We start from the raw sequence: 18,177 nt of genomic DNA, 5'->3' as shown, positions 1-18,177 counted from the left end.
CGCGAACAGTCTGAGACAAACAACCGGCGGCGTGCGTTTGCGGCTGTTTCTCCACTCCCAGGGCTGTGCTATTCCATCGGTCCGCCTTTCTGATACTCCCGCAGCAACGCGGTCGCATACGAGCCGCTCGGCAGCGCGAACCCAAAGCTCAGCGTCTCGGGATCGACAGCGAGATCAGTACGCACCAGAATTGCTCGCCGGGTGCCGCTCGACGTGAACTCGCCCGGCAGCTCGAAGTCGCTCGGTTCTATCCCTTCGTCCGCAAGGATCTCGCGTTCGATCTCGCCGGGCTCGCCGTCGGCCAACTCGGTGTCGGTGCCGACCAGCGGCGCGGTCACGAACGCCCGGCCGCGCGAACAGTGCCGTTCCATCACGTCGACCCGGTTCTCTGAGACGCGCTGCAGCCGGTCGGTATCGGGCGCGTACAGCCCCTCGGGAGCGTCGCTGTCGACGAAACAACACACGTCGCCGGCGACCGGGCGGCCGAACGGGAGCCCCCGGCGCAGTCGTTCCGAGAGAATCCGATTAAACAGGTACGACTGGGCGGCGTTGACAAACAGTTGCTGGAGGTTCCAAGGGACGGCTTCGAGTGCGTGCCGGAACTCTTCGGGTGTGGACGCCCCATCCTCGGCAAGCCGGTGGAGCATCGATCGCTCGTAGCCGAGTTGGCCCGGCATCTCATCGAGGCAGGCCGCCCAGTCGGGATCGTCGCTTTCGGCCTCCTCGGCGACAAACGCCCGGGCCGCCTGCGTTGCCTCGGGTTCGGTCTCGAAGGGGTTGGCGACGTACGACAACACCGCCTCGCGCCACTCGCCGGCGACGATAGCAAGCCCGACCTCGTGGGTCACCGGCCGCCGGCTGCCGAACCGCTGTTGGCCGAACCAGTTTGGGATCCCGGCGACAGCGGTGTTGTCGCTGTCGTTGCTGTCGTCATTATCGTCGTTGTCGCCGCTATCGTCGCTGTCGGTGTCGCCGCTGTCGTCGCTGTCGGTGTCACTGCTGTCGCCAGCGTCGCCACCGAAGGCTCGCAGATCGTCCGTGATCTCTTCAACGCGATCGTCCGCGTTGGCGTCGACCTCTCGCACCCGGATCTGAAACCGATTGCCGTGGAGATCTCCGAACGAGATCGGCCGTCCCGTCCGGCCGAGCACGTCGATTTCGACACCTCGAATATCGAGGTCGGCGATGGCCTCGGGATCGCCGTTGCTCACGGAGAAGAGCTGTGTCGTCACCGCGTGTTTGTCCTTCGTGCCGGCCCACGAGACGCGCTCGCGGCTGATCTCAAGGATATCCGAGAGCCGGCCGGCGAAATCGTTGGTATCCCATGATCGTAGCGTCGCCCGCAGCAGGATCTCGGGGTAGGCTCCGGGGTCGGCGTCGATCGGTTCGGGCTCGAAGTTTTCGATCTCCTCGACCCGGAAATCCTCGGGCTCAACGCGGAGTCGACCGCCGATCCCGTCGGCGTCGCTGACGTAGTAGTTGATGCCGACTGCCTGCTCGATGGGGTGGGCGTCACGCATCGACGACCACTCCGGGTGGGCGGTGCTGGCACATACCTACTGTCGACTAGGCTCCCACATCCCTCTGTCCCTTCGGGCGGGTGCGACCAAGTGTGGCGAACCACAAACCGAGCGATACTTGCGGCGTCCCGAGGGAGGCCGGATATGGCAGCGACAGAGACGATCACCGCCCACGGCCACGAGCACGTGCAGGCCACCCACGAGTCGACCTTCGAGTTCACCAGCGACGACTGGCTGACGCCTGCCGGCGACTGCATCCTCGGGATCGATGCCGATCAGGTGCCAGCCGACTTCGATCCGGCCTTCGTTGCGGCGGCCCAATCGGCCGACGCTGAGGTCACGATCACCATCGAAGCCGGCGGCTACAGCCAGACGATCACCGGTCGGGGCGACCCAGAGCTCACCTTCGATGACGACCGGAGTATGGTTGCTCGCACCTCCACCTACACCGATGACCGCACCGTCATGGTCGACGCCGACGCCGCGGCCGCCGACATCGACCGCGAGCTGGTGGCGGCACTTGCCGATGGCGCGACAGCAACCGTCGAATTTCGTGTGACAACGTAGCTCTCGACTGTCGTGTTCCTCTGCTGGACGACGCTGTTGTTTTACCGCCCGCGGTCATAGCCGCGTCCATGCCACGTCGACGTGCGGTTCTCGCCGCCCTTGGGATGTCGGTCGGGCTGACCGGCTGTCTCGGCGAGCCGCCGGAGCTCGACCCCCAGCTCCCGGGGTTTGAGGATGCGAACAACGGCACGGACGAGGAGACCGATCCGTTTTCGGGGGTTGTGTTCAGCAACGAGACGCTGCGTGATCGCGGATCGGCCATCGATTTTCGTGTGACCGCCGAAAACACCGGCAGCGAACGGCAGCCGATCACGCTTAGAGCCTTTCTCTACGGGGAATCGGCGTCCGAGCCGATTGAGACCGTCGATCGCGTGTTCGATCTGCGGCCGGGTGTCGAAGAACGGGTGGGGTTCCGCGACGGCGGGATTCTTCTGTCTCCGTCGGTGCGAGACCGCCTCACACGGCTTACAATCAACGCCAAGGTCGGTGATTTCGATGCGAACTTTCAGGAGCTTATCACCTACTCGGGTGAAGACGTTCGGGCGGTTCTCAGCGGGTCGAACTAACAGTCGGCGTCGCCGACAGGCCCGGAGATCGGTGGCTCGTCGGACTCGTAGTCGACGCTGCTGTCGCCCAATGGGAGGTTAAACCGGTACTCGTAGGCGATCGCAAACAGCCCGAAGGGGTCGCTGAGGAACCGATCGACATCGGTCACCCCGCGGAAGACGACACCTGTCCGGAGCTCGATCATCGGCGGGACGTTCTCGGCGGTCGTCCCCGCAAGCTCGACCCCGAGGGTGCCCGGCCCGCCAAGATTAGTCAAAAGCGAGAGGTGGACGACCATCTCGATCTGCGGGCCGAGCGTCCCGATGGTGAAGTTGTAGCCGCCCGCCGGGAAGCAGGCGTTGCTGTCGGGGGTGTCGGACTGCTGGAGTGCAACGAGTGGGTTATCGGGTGCCGTCGTAGCCGCCCGACTGTCGTCGACCGCCGCACCGCCGACGGCCGCGGCCGGGCTCGTCACGAGCAGGAGGCTCACCGCCACCGCCCACAGTCGGTGTCCCCTCGGGGTGGCCATACAGGGCGTTGTCGCCGCTCGTACAAAAGTCTCCTCAGCGGTCGTCGGCGAACAGCCCTTCCAGCAGGAACGTCGCTGAGGCCTCGTTTGTCGCCAGCGGCGTGTCGTGGACATCACAGATCCGCAACAGCGCGGAGACATCCGGCTCGTGTGGCTGGGCTGTCAGCGGATCCCGCAGGAAGATCAGCCCCTCGCAGTCGCCGTCGGCGATCTCACCGCCGATCTGCATGTCGCCGCCGAGCGGGCCCGAGGCCTTCCGTTCCACCTCCAGATCGGTCGCCTCCATCAGCCGTTTGCCGGTCGTCCCGGTCGCCATCAGCTCCGCCTCCGCAAGCCAGTCCTCGTGCTCGCGGGCGAATTCGATCAGGTCATCCTTCTTTTCGTCGTGGGCGATCAGTGCCAATCGCATCGACTGTCGCTGTGCTCGCCGGGGGCTTGAAAGTTCCCGGTGTTACTCAAAGATCGCGTCGAACGCACTCGCGCCCAGCGGATCGAACGTGCCGGCGGCGACGTTTTCGGCGACATGGGCCGGCGATGACATCCCGACCAGTGCGGTCGTCACACCGGGCGCGCTCCGGGCGAAGTTGATCGCCCGCTGGGCGGTCGTATCACCGGCCAACTCCGCGGCGACCGCCGACGGCAACGACCTTGCCAACGCGCCCTGCCCGAGGCTCGCGCTGGTGACGACATGGAGGCCCGCGGCGTGGGCGTACTCCAGGACACTGACCGGCCCCTCCTCGTCGGCGTCGGGTGGGGCTGGCTGGGTCGCTCGTGTGAAGGCGTCGGCCATCTCGACGTTGAACGGAAGCTGAAGTACTTGAAGACCGTGGTCACCGACACCGACGGTCTCGGCGGCTTGTGCGGCTCGCTCCAGCAGCGTCGGCAGCGAAAGATGCTGGTCGGCTCCCGGATCGACCCGAAACGCCTCCCAGGTCGCCAGCCCATAGCAGCCGATATCGCCGGCCGCCCGGCGACGCTCTAACAGCTCGAAGGTGGCTTCGAGGCTGTCGTAGACCGCCTCAGGTTCGCGTTCGAGCAGCTGTGTTTCGGGGTTGTGGACGTAGTAGCAGTCGATTCGGTCGAGATCAAGATTCGATAGCGACCGATCCAGCAGGTGATCGATGACGCCGGCCTCGATGCTGTGGCTGCCGCGGACAAGCGTCTCGGGGTCGACGATCCCGGGCTCGACATACTGCTCGCGGATATACCCCCCCGGCTCGGCGGGTCGCTCGCCGTCGAAGGGGAGAAAGCCGCCTTTCGTGGCGACGACGATCTCATCGCGGTCGACATCGCTCCCGGTGAGGGCGTCGCCGACGACGCGCTCGCCGCGCTGACAGCGGTAGTTGATCGCCGTATCGACGATGTTGATCCCGTTGTCGAGGGCGGTCGTGATCGCCTCGCGGTAGTCGTCGTCGACGGCGTCGGTCGGCTCGCCGAGATAGGTGCCGAGGCCGATCGAGGAACAGACACCGGGCGGGAACCGCCGGAAGTAGGTGCGGCCGAAGCTGTCGCCGAAGCGGTCTCGGTAGCTCCATGTCCCGCGTTCGGTTGCCATACCCCCAATTTCGGCCCGCGGCGAATAAGCATCGGGATCGCGGTCAGTGCGTGTTAGTCGTCGTCTTGCGACAGCTCACACGTCCCCCGAGAGGCAGGCAAAGATCTCCTCGACGAGCGCGTCCCGGCTCATCGCCGGCTCGCGGTCGGTTTCGCCGCCGTCGGTAACCTCGGTTCGGGGGGCGATCTGGCCGCCGCCCATCCGGGCGTGGCCGCCGGCACTCGCCGTCTCCGCGTCGGCGGTCGCCGCCTCCAAGGCCCGGCCCATATGGACGCGGTCATCCCGGGAGCGACCCGAGAGGTGGATCGTCCCCTCGCGTTCGCCGATGACGACGACCGCGGTGATCCCCTCCAAGCGGATGAGCTCGTCGGCGGCCTGCGGGATCGCGTCGGCGTTGGTCACCGTGCCAACATCCGAGACCGCAAACGAGCCCTGGGTTTGACGGCCGGCGATCGCTCTGGCCTTGATCTCCAACACCTCGGCGTCGACCTCGGGGTTGGCGATCCGATCAAGTTTGTCCTCGTCGACACCGGGCTGGAGGTAGGCGGCGGCGTCGAAGTCGGCGGCCGACGCCCCGACGGTCAGATGTTGGGTGTCCGCTAAGATCCCGTACAGCAGGCCGGTCGCGGTAAAGGAGGGGACGACACGGGTGGCGTTGGTCTCGCTGGCGTGTTCGTCGGCCGGCACCGGCACCGCGCCGATATCCCGGAAATACTCGGCGATGATGCTCGCACAGGCTCCGTAGTCGGTACGCACGTCGGTGAACTGCTCGCCGCTGCCGTCGCCGGGATGGTGGTCGACGACCGCGGTCGGGAGGATCCCGTCACAGCCGTCGAAGCCGCGGGGCTCGTTGTGATCGACGAGGATCACGTCCTCGGCGGCCAGCTCGGTGACGTGGTCGACGGCCTCGATATCGAGTTCGAGCACGGTACGGAACGCTCGGTTTTCCTGATGGCGGATCTGGCCGGGGTACTGGATCGTCATCTCGGTGTCGACCTGCTTGCCGAGGGCGGCGACACCCATCGCCGCCGCCATCGCGTCGGGATCGGGGTTTGGGTGCATGAGCACGACCGCCGCCTCGCGGTCGGCCACCAGCTCGGTGAACCGCTCGCCGGGGGTTGTCCGCAGCCATCGGTAGGCAGCCACCGCCAGCCCGGCGGCGGCGACGAGCGCGATGGCGACAAGCAGCGGCCGGCTCTCAACGGCCGTCGCCGCCGCCGAGAGGGCTCCGTCGACGGCCACGAACTGCTCCATACCACGCCTATTTGCGGCCGTCATGAAGAACGTTCGTGTCACACTGTTGGATCACAGACAACAAAAACGGCTACGCGGTCGCTGCGAGATCGGGTGAGCGACCAACAGGGTTAGTCGTCGGTGTAGGTGTCGATGGCGGCCCGATACCCCTCGCGGTAGGTCGGATACGTGAACTCGTAGCCAATCCCGCGGAGATACTCGTTCGAACAGCGTTTGCTTGTCAGCACGCGACGGCGACCCGCATCCGAGAGGTCACTCTCCGCGAGGCGTTCCTCCTTGGTTTGTTTGGGTGGTGTCTCGACACCGCACTCGTCGGCCAGCCAGTCGGCGAACTCCCATTTGTCGGCCGGCTCGTCGTCGGTCACAAGCACGACCTCGTCGCGCGCACAATCCTCGGTCAGCAGAAATGCGACCGCACCGGCGGCGTCGACGCGGTGTACCATGTTGAGATAGCCCTCCGTCACCGGCCCCTCCAGATACCGGTTCAATCGGTAGCGATCCGGCCCGTAGAGGCCGGAAAACCGCGCAACGGTGCCGTCGATGCCGTGGGCGGCGGCCTGCTGGCGGGTGATCCGTTCGGCCTCGACGAGCACCTCGGTTTTGTCGGTCGTCGGCTCAAGTGGTGTCTCCTCGTCGACCCACCCACCGTTGTGGTCGCCGTAGACGCCCGTACTGGAGGTGTAGACGAGTCGATCCGGTGGCGACTCGCGGGCCCCGTAGCCCTCGATCGCGTCGCCCAGCGCGTCGACGTAGATTTCCCGTGCTGCTTCGGCGTCTCTCCCACCCGAGGAGGCGGCGAAAACGAGCCAGTCGGCGTCCGGCAGCCCCGCAAGGTCGTCGCCCTCTGTGAGATCGGCTTGGTGGGAACTGAAGTCAGCCTCTTCGATCGCCTGACAGCCCGAGTCCGACCGGCGGACGCCGACAACGTCGTGGCCCGCCGCGGTGAGCTGTCGGCCGAGTTCGATCCCGATGTAGCCACAGCCGAGGATGACGACCCGCATCATCGCTCCCGGCCGTCGATCACGGCCTGGATCGCCGCCAGCTCTTCGAGGGTGAGCGGTGCCCGCCCCTCGATGGCCTGCTGGACTTCCTGGCCGGTCAGGCCGACATCGAGCTCGGCGGCGACGGCGTCGACATCGAGGACAGCGGTGGTCATCCCCATCAGCAGATGATCCCGCGTTTCGAGGACGATCGCCTCGCTGTCGGGTGTCGATTCGGACAAAGCCAGAATCGCCGCCGCGTCGGTCAGCGACAGCCCGTCGACCTCGCCGTCGGCGACCGTCGACAGCGTCGCTCGCTCAAGCTCGGTTTCGTCGGCCGCGGTGTCGATCCCGACAGCCTCCAGCGTCGTGGCGAGTCTGTCGGCGTAGCCGGCCACCAGCGACGCCGGTGTGAGTGTGTCGAGTTCATCGGCGACTGTGTGTAACATACCACCGATTGTGTGGCCGTCGGCAAAACAGTTGATTGTTTGCGGCGACCGCTACACCAGACTCGCGCCGTCGAAGTCGGTGCGGTCGTAGTCGAGATCCATGAGATCGAGGATCGTCGGCGCGATATCGTAGAGATCGGCGTCCTCGATCGTTGCCTCATCATCGTCGATCAGCAGCGTTGCGTTATCGAAGCTGTGCATCCCGTTGCGCGGGCCGGTGTCGAAGACCGCGTCGTGGCCCGAAAACCCGGATTTCAGGTCGAAGCCGTGGTTCGGGATCGCCACGAGGTCGGCGGCGATATCGTCGTGATCGCCGCGGAAGGCGTCTTCTTTCTCGACGACCCGTTCGCAAACCGGCGTACCGTCGGGGCCCTCCAGATTTTCGAGACGCTCTTTGAGATCCGCTCGAACCGCCTCGTACTCGGATTCGGGGACGCTCCCGCGGGGTTCTCGGCCTTCGAGGTTGATGTAGAACCGCCCCGGGATGAGCGAGTAGGCGGTCGCATCGTCGGCGATGTCGCCGAGCTCGCTGTGGTCGTCATCCTCGTAGGACAACAGCCCCTCCTCTTCGAGCCACGTGTTGCAGTGCACCTCGTAATCGAGGCTGGTAAACCCGTGATCGGAGGCGATCATCAGCGTCACGTCATCCGGCAACATCGACCGGATCTGGCCGATGTAGTCGTCCAGTTGCTCGTAGAACTCGAAGAAGGCTTCCCGGTTCTCGCCGTCCCGTTCGTAATCCTTGAACAGGAAGTGGTTGACCCGGTCGGTCGTCATGAAGACGCCAAAGAAGAGATCCCAGTCGTCGGCCGTGAGATAGTGCTCGAAGGCATCAAACCGCCGATCGAGCGTCTTGTGGGCGTGCTCGATGAACTCCGTTTTGTCGTCCTTGTGTCCGAGTTTGGCGTTGACATCGATGATGTAGCCGCCATCCTCCAGCGTCTGTGTCAGCTCCTCGGGGTGGCTGGCCTTCTCAACGCTCGGCGAGAGAAAGCCCGAGACCATCCGCTGGACATTGCGCTGTGGCGGGAACGTCACGGGGACGTTCATCACCGTTGCCTCGCGGTCGGCCTCGGTGACGCGATCCCACAGCCGGGTTGCCTGTACGTCACGACCCATCGGGACGTAGGTCTCATAGGAGCCGTTTTCCCGGTCCTGGAAGCCATACACACCGGTTTCGCCGGGATTGACGCCGGTGGTGAGCGCGGGCCAACAGGCACTCGACTCCGGGGGGACGATGCTGTCGATCGCGCCCGCCGACCCCTCCTCGATCAGCGCGGAGAGATTCGGGAAGCGGTCGCTGTGCTCCGAGAGAAGACTGTACGGCACACCGTCGATACCGATGAACGCAACGCGGGGGCCGTCATCGCCGCGCAGCCGTTCGAACAAACCCATATGCTGCCTACTGGTGAGCCACATAAGAAGGTTCAGTTTTCGGCCCATTTGGTCCCCTGTCGGTGACAGCGGCTGTTGGGCGGTGGAGGCAAGTACCCCGAGCACCGACCATGAGCTGTGAAGGCCTACCAGCAAAAACAGCTGCTCGAACGGATCGGCCGCGACGGGGCGACGGTTGGCCGGCAGCTGCCGGAGGCGATCGAGATCCAAGGGGAGACGATCGATCTCCGGGCGTTTGTCTTCGAGATCAAACGCCGTGAGACGATCCCGCCGGGTGAGCGCGACCGGGTCGAGACCGCCAAACGCAATCTCCGCCGTGAGCGCGTCGAGCGCGTCGATCTAATCGAAAACAACGAGGTCAGCTACGAGGAAGGCCAAGATCACGTCGAGGCGATCGTCGGCATCGACCGCGCGCTCAACGCCCTCGATCAGCTGGATCCGGTCGATCTTGAAGCCGAGTCGAAGCGACAGGAGGCGGCGGACAAGAAGCGGTGGACGAACTTTCTCAAGAAGGCACTCGGTCACGAGGACGACAACAGCCGGAACCGGCGGTAGCAACTGTCCTGCGTCGTCCCGAACCACTCCAGCGGCCGGAGCTAAGTGGCCGGCTCCACAACCTCCACGCAATGAGCTACAACGACGAGGTCGCGCGCCTACTCTTCGAGTTTGCCGACCGGCTCGAAGCGACGGGCGTCGAGTACAAGCCCACCGCCTACCGCCGAGCCGCCGAAAACGTCGCCGAGTATCCCGAACCGATCGAACAGCTTGCGGCGACCGGCGAGGACGCCGTCAGCGAGATCGACCGCGTCGGCGACGCCATCGCCTCGAAGATCGTCGAATACGTCGAGACCGGTGAGATCAGCGAACTCGAAGACCTCCGGGAGTCGATGCCGGTCGATATGGCCGCCCTCACCAGCGTCGAAGGCGTCGGCCCCAAGACGGTCGGCACGCTCTACGAGGAACTCGGCATCACCGATCTCGACGAACTCGAAGCGGCCGCCGAGGCCGGCAAGATTCAAGAGATCAAAGGGTTCGGCGCGAAAACCGAGCAGAACATCCTCGATAACATCCCCTTTGCCCGCCAAAGCCAGCAGCGCGAACGGCTCGGCGACGCCCGGCCGGTTGCTGACACGGTGACCGACTATCTCGCCGCCCACGACGCCGTCGACCGCGTCGATGTCGCCGGCTCGATCCGGCGGTGGAAGGACACTATCGGCGACATCGACGTGCTCGTTGCCAGCGACGCCAGCGAGGCCGTCGTCGACGCCTTTACCGACTGGCCTGACGCCGACGACGTGATCGAGGCCGGCAGCCACAAATCCAGCGTTCGCGCCGACAACGTCCGGATTGACCTCCGGGTCGTCGTACCCGCGGAGTTCGGCGCGGCCCTCCAGTATTTCACCGGCAGCAAGGATCACAACGTCAAACTCCGCAACGTCGCCATCGACCAGGGATACAAGCTCAACGAGTACGGCCTGTTCGATGTTTCTGAGCTCGACGACGCAGCCGATGGGGGCGACAACGAAGCCGCTGATACCGACAACGCCGACAGCCAACGTGCGGGCGTCCGCCTTGCCGGTGAGACCGAGACCGCGATGTACGACGAACTCGGTCTCGACTGGATCCCGCCGGAGCTCCGCGAGGACACCGGCGAGGTTGAAGCCGCAGCCGAGGGCTCCCTCCCGACGCTCGTCGAGACCGCCGACATCCACGGCGACTGCCACACCCACTCCGAGTGGTCGGATGGCCGACACTCGATCGCGGAGATGGTGGCGGCCGCCGCCGACCGCGGCTACGACTACCACTGCGTGACCGACCACGCTTCGGGGCCGGGGATCATCGAGTCGATCGGCCTCACCGACGACGACCTTCGCGAGCAGATGGCCGCCGTCGACGAGGCACGCGACGACGCCGCGATCGACGTGTTTCACGGCGTCGAGACCAACATCGACGTCGACGGCTCGCTGAGCACCGACGACGACTTGTTGGCCGAGTTGGATCTCGTCGTCGCCTCCCCGCACAGCGCGCTCGATCAGGACACCGAGGCGGCGACCGAGCGACTCTGTCGGGCGGCCGAACACCCCGCTGTCGACATCATCGGCCACCCGACCGGCCGGATGATCAACAGCCGCAAGGGGCTCTCGGTCGATCTCACCGTGCTCGCCGAAACGGCTGCCGAGCACGAAACGGCACTCGAAGTCAACGCCAACCCGATGCGACTCGACCTCCACGGCGAGGCAGTGCGGGCGGTCGTTGAGGCCGGTGGGACGGTGGCGATCAACACCGACGCCCATGGGCCCGCTGACTTCGAGCACGTCCGTTACGGCGTCCGAACGGCCCGCCGCGGCTGGGCGGAAGCGGCCGACGTGCTCAACACAAACTCCAGCGACGAGCTTGCAGCCTTCCTCCACTGATCAGCTACGCCGCCGCAAAAGAGACCGATACCTCACCGCGGTTCCCACGACTCGCAGGATTCCATGTCGTCCATCAGCTCGTCGTGGTGGGCACAGTAGGGTTGGATCCCGCTGTCGGTGCGGACGTACTGGAACTGCGCGCAGCTGCCACAGTAGCGATCGATCGATGCCTCGGCGTTGTCGTCGGAGCGGGACGGTGCTCCGCTGGTCGGCCCGCGGCTGGCGTTCGGTTGCACCTGGTCGACGCCGCTGGTGGTCGTTGTCGACCCGCCTGTTGTTGACTGTGTGTTGGTCGTCACGCCGGACTGGTTGCTCGTTGTTGTCGTTGTGGCCTGGTCGCTCGTTGTTGCTGACTGGCTGCTCGTCGCCTCGGACTGACTGCTCGTCGGTGATCCCGTGTTCGGCGTTGTCGACGCACTCGGTGTCGACTCCGGTTGTGCCGTGGTGCTCCCCGCCGGCGTCGAGAGCTGCTCGGTCGCCGCGCCGCCGTCGCTGGTGGCGGCCGCCCCGCCGGCCGGTGCCGATCCGGGGGCGTTGGTCTGGGTCGCCACGTCGCCGTCGGGATCGGTGCCGAAGAAGCCGACGCCGCCGAGGCCGCCGAACCCCTCGCTGTCCCCGCCAGCGTCGCCCTGGCGGGTGATGTTGCGGATCTCCATCCGTACCGTTCCGCCGGGATCGTTGCGGGTTTTGAAGTTGGCAACGCCGGTGAACAGACACCAGAAGGTTGTCAGCGTGCCGAGAAAGTAGATGCCGGCGGTCGGCAGCGTCAGATTCGGGCCGCCTGTCGCGCAGGTGTTGCCGATCCACTGGCAGGGGTAGGCGTAGGCGAACAGCGCGACGCCGAACATGGCGATCGACGCGCCGATGAGCGCGGCCCCCCGGGTCGTCCGGCCGGCCGGCAGGATGGTAAAGATCCCAAGGAAGACCGCCGGGACGCCGACGCCGCCGAGGATCCCGGCGATCCAGCGCGCCTCGCCCAGCGAGTAGCCTTGGGCGGTCAACAGCCCCGAGCCGGCGGCGATGATCCCGGCGACGACGAGGATCGCGCCGGCCAGAAAGAGGCCGATGCCGAGATACAGCCATCCCCGCCCCCGCTGGTCGGCGACCGTCCCCGCATAGGCGTCCGAAAGCGCGGTCATGATCCGACGTATGTGGGCCTGGTACAAAACAGTACGTCAGACAGTTGGCACTCACAATATCTCAGCTGGCTGAGACACAGGGTGAGCTCAGGGGGGTGAGTTCAGGATGGTGTTTGGCGCGGTCGGTTTCTGCGGGGTGCGTCTCGGGGCTCGGCTGTTGTGGCATGATCGAAACGATTAGGAACACACCGGCCGAATCAACGCCCATGTCAGATGAGGACGACGCCGACGAGGAGGCGACGCCGACGGTGCAGCTCGGTGACGGCCGCGCCGTCGAGGGCGCGCCGATCGCCCGCGTCGCCGCTCGGCTCACGTGGCCACAGACGAAAAGCGACATCCTCGAAAAGTTCGGCGACACCGACATCCGCACGCCTGACGGCCCGGAGTCGCTGGCAACGATCCTCGAATCGGTCGATATCACCTACTTCGATCGCCGGCAGACCTTCATCTCTGCTGTCCGCGACGTGATCGGCCGCGAGCCCGTCGCCACCGAGTAACGCCGACCGGCTTTTCTACACCGGCTCCCAACGGCGAGCCATGACACTCCCGTTCGATCCCGCAGCTATCGATCCCGACGAGTACGGAGAAAAACAGACGACGCTGGCAATGGGCCACGACGAGGCCATTGAGCACGTCCGCGAGGTTTGTCTCGACAATGGGTTCGGGATTCCTGTCGAGTTCTCGCCGTCGGAGATGCTCAACGAGAAAGTCGACGCCGACCGCGATCCCTACTACGTGCTCGGAGCCTGTAACCCGGCGATGGCCGACCGCGCGCTCGATGCAACCGACAAACGAATCGGCGCGCTGTTCCCCTGTAACATGATCATCTGGGAAGTAGAGCCGGGCGTCCAGCGCGTCTACCACCTCAGCATCATGAAGATCGCCCGCCTGCTCGGCTTACCGACCGACGAGGAAGCGATGGACGAGATTATCGACGATACCGGCGAGATGGTCGAGGCCGTGTTCGCGGAACTGGACGACGCCTAATCCCGAGACGCACCGAAGGCGTCGAGGCCGGTCTGTCGCCCCGCGGCCAGCGTCGATTTCCGCCGCAGATCGGCGAGGCTCACCGGCAACTGCTCGGCGATGCCGGCGACGGCGTCGTCGAACGTCTCGCTTTCGGCGTGGTCGCCGTCGAAAGCGTGGCGGATCGCTTCTCGCACCTGCCAAACGCCGACTGGCCCCCAGTAGTCGTCGGAGACGTGTCGGAGGACGAGGGCCTTCGCTTGCCGATTGATCGAATCGAGGTATTCGAGGACGGCCAGTCGGGCGGCATAGTAGGCTCCGGCGGTCTCCTCGACGTAGCCGGTGCGGCCCTCGCTGCCTTCGTAGTCGCTGGCGAGCCAGACGCCCGCGGTCGGATCGGGGTTCCAGACGCTGCCCGGAGCCTTGAACTCGACCAACTCGAACTCCCAGTTACCGGGGGCGAGGACGATCCAGAAACTGTTGCCGAGATACTCGTTGTGCCAGACGGAGACCGAATCGACGCTTGTGGCGTTGCGTTGGGAGCCACGCAGATATTTGCCGACCGTGTCGTCGACGGCGGTGATCGACCACCGTGTCGGCACGAGCCGGCGGTTTGCTTGCTGGCCGAGCGCGCCCGCCGAGAGGATGGTGTTGATCTCGTAGACGTCGAAATCGCGGTTGTAGAGGTAGTTCATCGCGCCTGTCGCCCGCCAGTCGTCGTCTTCGAGCGTCTTTTTGACGGGTCGCGGCACGTGGGGGTTCTCCGTGAGGGTGGCATCGTTGGCGCGTGCTCGCGGGCCGGTCGGGGCCGACACGTCGTCGACGCTGTCGGCGAGATCGAGTTCGGGCGTCCCACCGAGGCCGACTTCGACACCGACCGGCCGATCGGAGAGGGCGACCTCCCGCTGGACGCCGAGGAAGCCTTCCCAGGTGTCGTGGACGTTGGCCTCGACGGGTGCGGTCTGGTTCGCGTTCAGCAGGGAGGTACGGCGTTCGAACACGTCGCCGATGCTCACGCCCTCGTCGTACCACGCGCCGTCGGTGACGAACTGGCTGGCGTCGCTCTCGTTGCCGACTGGCGACAGCAGGCCCGTCGAGACCTCGGGGTAGCCCGTGCGACCGACGAAGATGGAGGGGGAGACGCTGCCGACGGCGTCGCCGCCGCTGATGTCGGCGAACTGGTCGCCGATGCCGTCGAGGCGGTCGAGGATCTCGTAGGATTTCTCGCCGGCGAGGCGGCGACGCTCGGCGCGCTCGTTTTTCTCGATCTCGATGAACTCCGAGAGCCGCATCCATACTCGTGTGGGGCGGCAGTCGGCTTCAATATTCGGTCGAACCGCTACGTAGTGTTTAGAGCTATTGTTGCCTGCGAGAAATAGGTGTAGAAAGCCCCCGGCGGCTCGGCTCCCGGGACTCGTTGCGCTCCTCGTTCGCTTCGCTCACTGCGGTGCTTACGTCGTCCGGGCACGCCGAGCCACCGGCCCCTTTCAGTCCCACCCCGTTGGGAGGCCAAACAGCCGCAGTCGGGCGGGACTGAAAGGGGCGACTCGCTGGCGGAAGGCGGGCGACGTAAGCACTGCAGGAGCGAACGCAGTGAGCGACGAAGCGCGCAGCGAGCCCCCCGATGCCAGCGAGTCGGGGCTTTCGAGGTGTTCTCGATATCACACTACGCTGAACAGCACCATGACTCGGTGAGAAAATAGACTCAGTCGTTCAGGTCGGAATGCCCATCGCCTCGATCTGCTCCTGATAGCGGTTGCGGATCGTGACCTCGGTCACCTGGGCGACATCGGCGACCTCGCGCTGGGTCTTCTTTTCGTTACAGAGCAGCGACGCGGCGTAGATCGCGGCGGCGGCGAAGCCGGTCGGCGATTTGCCGGAGAGTAGGCCCTGTTCGGCGGTCGTGTCGATGATCTCCTTGGCCTTGGCTTGGACTTCTTCGCTGAGTTCGAGTTGTGAGGAAAACCGGGGGACGTACTTCTTCGGGTCGACAGGTCGCATTTCGAGACCGAGTTCCTGGGAGATGTAGCGGTAGGTGCGGCCGATCTCCTTGCGTTCGACACGGGACACCTCGGCGATCTCTTCGAGGCTGCGCGGGATCCCTTCTTTTCGACACGCGGCATAGAGGACGGCCGTCGAAACGCCCTCGATAGAGCGGCCGCGAATGAGGTCTTCGTTGAGCGCGCGGCGGTAGATAACCGAGGCAACCTCACGTACCGACCGGGGGACGCCGATCGCACTCGCCATGCGGTCGATCTCGCTGAGCGCGAACTGCAGGTTCCGTTCGCCGGCGTCCTTCGTGCGGATGCGCTCCTGCCACTTGCGGAGGCGGTGCATCTGGCTCCGCTTTTCGGAGGACAACGATCGGCCGTAGGCGTCCTTGTTCTGCCAGTCGATGGTCGTCGTCAGCCCCTTGTCGTGCATCGTCTTCGTCGTCGGCGCGCCGACACGGGATTTCTCCTGTCGTTCGGAGTGGTTGAACGCCCGCCACTCCGGGCCGCGATCGATCTGATCTTCTTCGAGGATGAGACCGGTCGGCTCGTGGATGAGCTCGTCGTCGGCCGTGCGCTTGACCTCGTCAGGATCGACGTTGTCGAGGTCGATCTCCTCCTCGTCGGCCTCGGTTTCCTGACGTTGGGGCTCCCGGTTGGATCGCTGACGGCTGGACCGTGTCATTACACTTATATGGTTGTCGACTGCTCATTGTTAAGCCTTGTGCATGTGGTGAGATCACATCCCGTAGATATGTTATCAAATCCCCAAATTTTTCTCCCGAGAGCGAACTATCTTTTAGGCTGCCGATCGACCGCATAGCTATGCCGACGATCACGTGCGATCCCGACGCGGCGGCCGACAAGCTCCGGGCGGCCGGCGTTAGCGTCGAGTCGGGTAACACCGACCACGAACGCTGGCGGGCCGAACGCGGCGCGGCGGTCGCCGTCGCCTACGACGACAAGGTCGTGGTACAAGGTGCCGACCCGGCCGAGTTGACGCTGCTGTTGGAGGACGGCGGCGGCCGCGCCCACGTCTACTTTGACGGAGCCTGCCGCGGCAACCCCGGCCCGGCGGCGGTCGGCTGGGTGATTGTCACCGGTGACGGGATCGCTGCTGAGGGCGGCCAGCGGATCGGCGAAACGACAAACAACCAAGCCGAGTACGCCGCGTTGTTGCGGGCCCTTGAGGCCGCCCAGGATTTCGGAGCGGGCGAGGTCGACATCCGCGGCGACAGCCAGCTGATCGTCAAGCAGATTCGCGGCGAGTGGGACACGAATGATCCCGAGCTCCGGAAGCAACGCGTTCGCGTCCGCGAACTCCTCACCGACTTCGATCGCTGGTCGATCGCCCATGTTCCGCGCGAGGTAAACGAACGCGCCGACGAACTCGCAAACGAGGCCTTCGATGACTGACACAGATCCAACAGCTGACACCGACACCGACACCGATACCGACGCCGACGCCGACGCTGACGCCGACAGCGACACCGACAGCGACAGCGACACCGACGAGACGGCACCGCTCCCGGACGCGGTCGTCGACGCCGCCGAGCGGTTGACACGGTTGGCCCGACAGGCTACCGACGAGGCTGAAGCCGACGCCTACCGCGCCGACCGCGCCGACACCTTGGGGGCTCACGACTACACGGCTCGCATCCGCGAGGACGACGACACCCTCATCCTGTATCCCGACGAGTGGCTGGACGGCGACACCGTCGAACTCGATCGCATCGACGACACCGACCGCGCCGTTGAGATCCCGCTTTCGGGGGCTGGCGACGATACGTGGGCCGCCGTCGAGGCCGACAACGCCGCGCTTGTCACCGCTGTCGGCGAGGCCCATGGATCAATTCACGAGGCCAACGCCCGAGCGTTTGCGGATTTCATGGGTAATCACTACTGTCGACGCATTGAGTCGGCGACCGCCGACCACCTTGCTGAGTTTTGTGAGGAGTACTATCCGCGAAACGTCTGGGCCGACGCCGACCAGCAGGCGGCGTTGGATGCCTCTCTGGAGTATCTGTTTGGGGTCGCCGACACGGAGTGCCCGGAACGGTCGGCGAAAATGTAGGCGACTGTCGAGAACGATTAGTTTTCGATCAGCGCGCGTACGTCGTCGGCGCGCTCGTCGTCGGTGACGAACTTCGAGAGCGTCCACTCGAACTGATCGAGGATCGCGTCGTAGCCGGCGTCGGTGAGCTCGTACTCGTTTGTTCGCTTGTCGAGTTCGCTCTTTTCGACGAGCCCATCCTCGACGAGATCGTCAAGGTTGGGGTACAGTCGTCCGTGGTTAACTTCCGTGTTGTAGTAGTTTTCGAGTTCTCGTTTGATCGCCAGCCCATAGCGTGCCTCCTCGGCAAGGATGGCGAGGATGTTCTGTTGGAACGCGGTGAGATCCCGCACTTTGCCCGAACCGTCGCTGATTGATTGTGCCTCTGACATCCTTTAACGATATGTCATGTATCTATTTAACAGTTTGCAAAACCAACAGTTTGGTCGCCCTTTCTGTCACAACTCGGCGGTATAACAGCAAAATACTATGGATTGTTGTTCGGAACTGAGATTTCTAGCAGCTTTTCATCAAATGACTACAATATATGACTGTTTGTTACCCCTGTCAGAAAGGCGTATCGCGGAAACACCTGTTGTTGCGATGCGTTGTGTGCATATCATCCCCCGTACTCCATGCCATATGCGCATGAGTAATTATTTATTGGTGTGGCAGCTATACTCATACGTGATGAGCGCGAGCACCGATTCACTCGGCATCCAGCATCTGACGGTCGTCCCGACGAACTTCGAGTCGGCGACCGCCGAGCAGCCCGAGCCGACGGTCGACGACGACGCCGACCCCGCAGGGCTGTGACGC

21 protein-coding genes are annotated in these 18,177 nt (G+C 64.8%); 9 read left to right on the top strand and 12 right to left on the bottom strand.

Annotated elements, in window-relative coordinates; all coding sequences use genetic code 11:
• Positions 1–68: 68 nt before the first annotated feature.
• Positions 69–1,520, bottom strand: coding sequence for a tRNA pseudouridine(13) synthase TruD (gene truD / locus EWF95_RS04280; RefSeq protein ID WP_142442816.1), 1,452 nt, complete (start codon positions 1,518–1,520; stop codon positions 69–71).
• A 144-nt stretch (positions 1,521–1,664) separates the two neighbouring features.
• Here truD and EWF95_RS04275 point away from each other — a divergent pair, with 144 nt between their 5' ends.
• Together EWF95_RS04275 and EWF95_RS04270 are read left to right on the top strand one after the other, a co-directional pair.
• A complete protein-coding gene (locus EWF95_RS04275) occupies positions 1,665–2,087 on the top strand; it encodes a DUF371 domain-containing protein (RefSeq protein ID WP_142442815.1) in 423 nt (140 codons plus the stop codon).
• 68 nt (positions 2,088–2,155) lie between these two features.
• Positions 2,156–2,653, top strand: coding sequence for a hypothetical protein (locus EWF95_RS04270; RefSeq protein WP_142442814.1), 498 nt, complete (start codon positions 2,156–2,158; stop codon positions 2,651–2,653).
• Here the strand turns inward: EWF95_RS04270 and EWF95_RS04265 are convergent.
• From EWF95_RS04265 to EWF95_RS04235, 7 genes are all read right to left on the bottom strand, one after another.
• A complete protein-coding gene (locus tag EWF95_RS04265; protein ID WP_142442813.1) occupies positions 2,650–3,162 on the bottom strand; it encodes a DUF7332 family protein in 513 nt (170 codons plus the stop codon). The genes EWF95_RS04270 and EWF95_RS04265 overlap by 4 nt on opposite strands.
• Before the next feature lie 34 nt (positions 3,163–3,196).
• A complete protein-coding gene (locus EWF95_RS04260; protein ID WP_142442812.1) occupies positions 3,197–3,571 on the bottom strand; it encodes a methylglyoxal synthase in 375 nt (124 codons plus the stop codon).
• A gap of 42 nt (positions 3,572–3,613) precedes the next feature.
• On the bottom strand, positions 3,614–4,717 hold the full coding sequence (locus EWF95_RS04255; RefSeq protein ID WP_142442811.1) for an aldo/keto reductase: 1,104 nt from the start codon (positions 4,715–4,717) through the stop codon (positions 3,614–3,616).
• A 75-nt stretch (positions 4,718–4,792) separates the two neighbouring features.
• Positions 4,793–5,971: a DHH family phosphoesterase gene (locus tag EWF95_RS04250; RefSeq protein ID WP_142442810.1), complete on the bottom strand. Its 1,179-nt coding sequence runs from the start codon at positions 5,969–5,971 to the stop codon at positions 4,793–4,795.
• A 110-nt stretch (positions 5,972–6,081) separates the two neighbouring features.
• Positions 6,082–6,972 carry an SDR family oxidoreductase gene (locus EWF95_RS04245; RefSeq protein ID WP_221886609.1) on the bottom strand — a complete coding sequence of 297 codons (891 nt, stop codon included), beginning with the start codon at positions 6,970–6,972 and terminating at the stop codon, positions 6,082–6,084.
• Positions 6,972–7,400, bottom strand: coding sequence for a DUF5791 family protein (locus EWF95_RS04240; protein ID WP_142442808.1), 429 nt, complete (start codon positions 7,398–7,400; stop codon positions 6,972–6,974). Before EWF95_RS04240 ends, EWF95_RS04245 begins: the two co-directional genes overlap by 1 nt.
• A gap of 51 nt (positions 7,401–7,451) precedes the next feature.
• Positions 7,452–8,795, bottom strand: coding sequence for an alkaline phosphatase family protein (locus EWF95_RS04235; protein ID WP_142442807.1), 1,344 nt, complete (start codon positions 8,793–8,795; stop codon positions 7,452–7,454).
• A 117-nt stretch (positions 8,796–8,912) separates the two neighbouring features.
• Here EWF95_RS04235 and EWF95_RS04230 point away from each other — a divergent pair, with 117 nt between their 5' ends.
• Together EWF95_RS04230 and polX are read left to right on the top strand one after the other, a co-directional pair.
• Positions 8,913–9,350, top strand: a complete 438-nt coding sequence (locus EWF95_RS04230; protein ID WP_142442806.1) for a DUF5788 family protein — start codon at positions 8,913–8,915, stop codon at positions 9,348–9,350.
• Positions 9,351–9,421: 71 nt separating this feature from the next.
• Positions 9,422–11,209 carry a DNA polymerase/3'-5' exonuclease PolX gene (gene polX / locus EWF95_RS04225; RefSeq protein ID WP_142442805.1) on the top strand — a complete coding sequence of 596 codons (1,788 nt, stop codon included), beginning with the start codon at positions 9,422–9,424 and terminating at the stop codon, positions 11,207–11,209.
• Between the two features lie 32 nt (positions 11,210–11,241).
• Here the strand turns inward: polX and EWF95_RS04220 are convergent, their stop codons facing one another.
• Positions 11,242–12,348 carry a DUF7139 domain-containing protein gene (locus EWF95_RS04220; protein WP_142442804.1) on the bottom strand — a complete coding sequence of 369 codons (1,107 nt, stop codon included), beginning with the start codon at positions 12,346–12,348 and terminating at the stop codon, positions 11,242–11,244.
• 206 nt (positions 12,349–12,554) lie between these two features.
• Here EWF95_RS04220 and EWF95_RS04215 point away from each other — a divergent pair, with 206 nt between their 5' ends.
• The gene (locus tag EWF95_RS04215; RefSeq protein ID WP_142442803.1) at positions 12,555–12,845 is read left to right on the top strand and encodes a DUF5789 family protein; all 291 of its coding nucleotides are present in this window, start codon (positions 12,555–12,557) and stop codon (positions 12,843–12,845) included.
• 40 nt (positions 12,846–12,885) lie between these two features.
• Positions 12,886–13,335 carry a DUF302 domain-containing protein gene (locus tag EWF95_RS04210; protein ID WP_142442802.1) on the top strand — a complete coding sequence of 150 codons (450 nt, stop codon included), beginning with the start codon at positions 12,886–12,888 and terminating at the stop codon, positions 13,333–13,335.
• On the opposite strand, the gene nreA is transcribed toward EWF95_RS04210, so the two are convergent.
• Together nreA and EWF95_RS04200 are read right to left on the bottom strand one after the other, a co-directional pair.
• Positions 13,332–14,606: a DNA repair protein NreA gene (gene nreA, locus EWF95_RS04205; protein ID WP_142442801.1), complete on the bottom strand. Its 1,275-nt coding sequence runs from the start codon at positions 14,604–14,606 to the stop codon at positions 13,332–13,334. The genes EWF95_RS04210 and nreA overlap by 4 nt on opposite strands.
• Positions 14,607–15,027: 421 nt before the next feature.
• Entirely contained in the window at positions 15,028–15,990 is a 963-nt protein-coding gene (locus EWF95_RS04200) for a transcription initiation factor IIB (RefSeq protein WP_120101126.1), read from the bottom strand.
• 140 nt (positions 15,991–16,130) lie between these two features.
• Between EWF95_RS04200 and rnhA the strand changes: the two genes are divergently transcribed.
• Both rnhA and EWF95_RS04190 read left to right on the top strand, forming a co-directional pair.
• Positions 16,131–16,721: a ribonuclease HI gene (gene rnhA / locus EWF95_RS04195; RefSeq protein WP_142442800.1), complete on the top strand. Its 591-nt coding sequence runs from the start codon at positions 16,131–16,133 to the stop codon at positions 16,719–16,721.
• Positions 16,714–17,379, top strand: coding sequence for a DUF7108 domain-containing protein (locus EWF95_RS04190; RefSeq protein WP_246055619.1), 666 nt, complete (start codon positions 16,714–16,716; stop codon positions 17,377–17,379). The genes rnhA and EWF95_RS04190 overlap by 8 nt, the downstream gene beginning before the upstream one ends.
• A 17-nt stretch (positions 17,380–17,396) precedes the next feature.
• On the opposite strand, the gene EWF95_RS04185 is transcribed toward EWF95_RS04190, so the two are convergent.
• Positions 17,397–17,750 carry a PadR family transcriptional regulator gene (locus EWF95_RS04185; protein WP_142442799.1) on the bottom strand — a complete coding sequence of 118 codons (354 nt, stop codon included), beginning with the start codon at positions 17,748–17,750 and terminating at the stop codon, positions 17,397–17,399.
• Positions 17,751–18,048: 298 nt separating this feature from the next.
• On the opposite strand from EWF95_RS04185, the gene EWF95_RS13800 reads away from it, so the two are divergent.
• Positions 18,049–18,174 (top strand): hypothetical protein, encoded by a 126-nt coding sequence (locus EWF95_RS13800; protein ID WP_281285189.1) that lies wholly within the window; start codon positions 18,049–18,051, stop codon positions 18,172–18,174.
• The last annotated feature ends 3 nt before the right edge of the window (positions 18,175–18,177 follow it).

Source organism: Halonotius roseus (assembly GCF_006861655.1).
Taxonomy (GTDB): domain Archaea; phylum Halobacteriota; class Halobacteria; order Halobacteriales; family Haloferacaceae; genus Halonotius; species Halonotius roseus.
The sequence above is the reverse complement of the archived record's forward strand: the minus strand, read 5'-3'. Positions and strand labels throughout refer to the sequence as shown.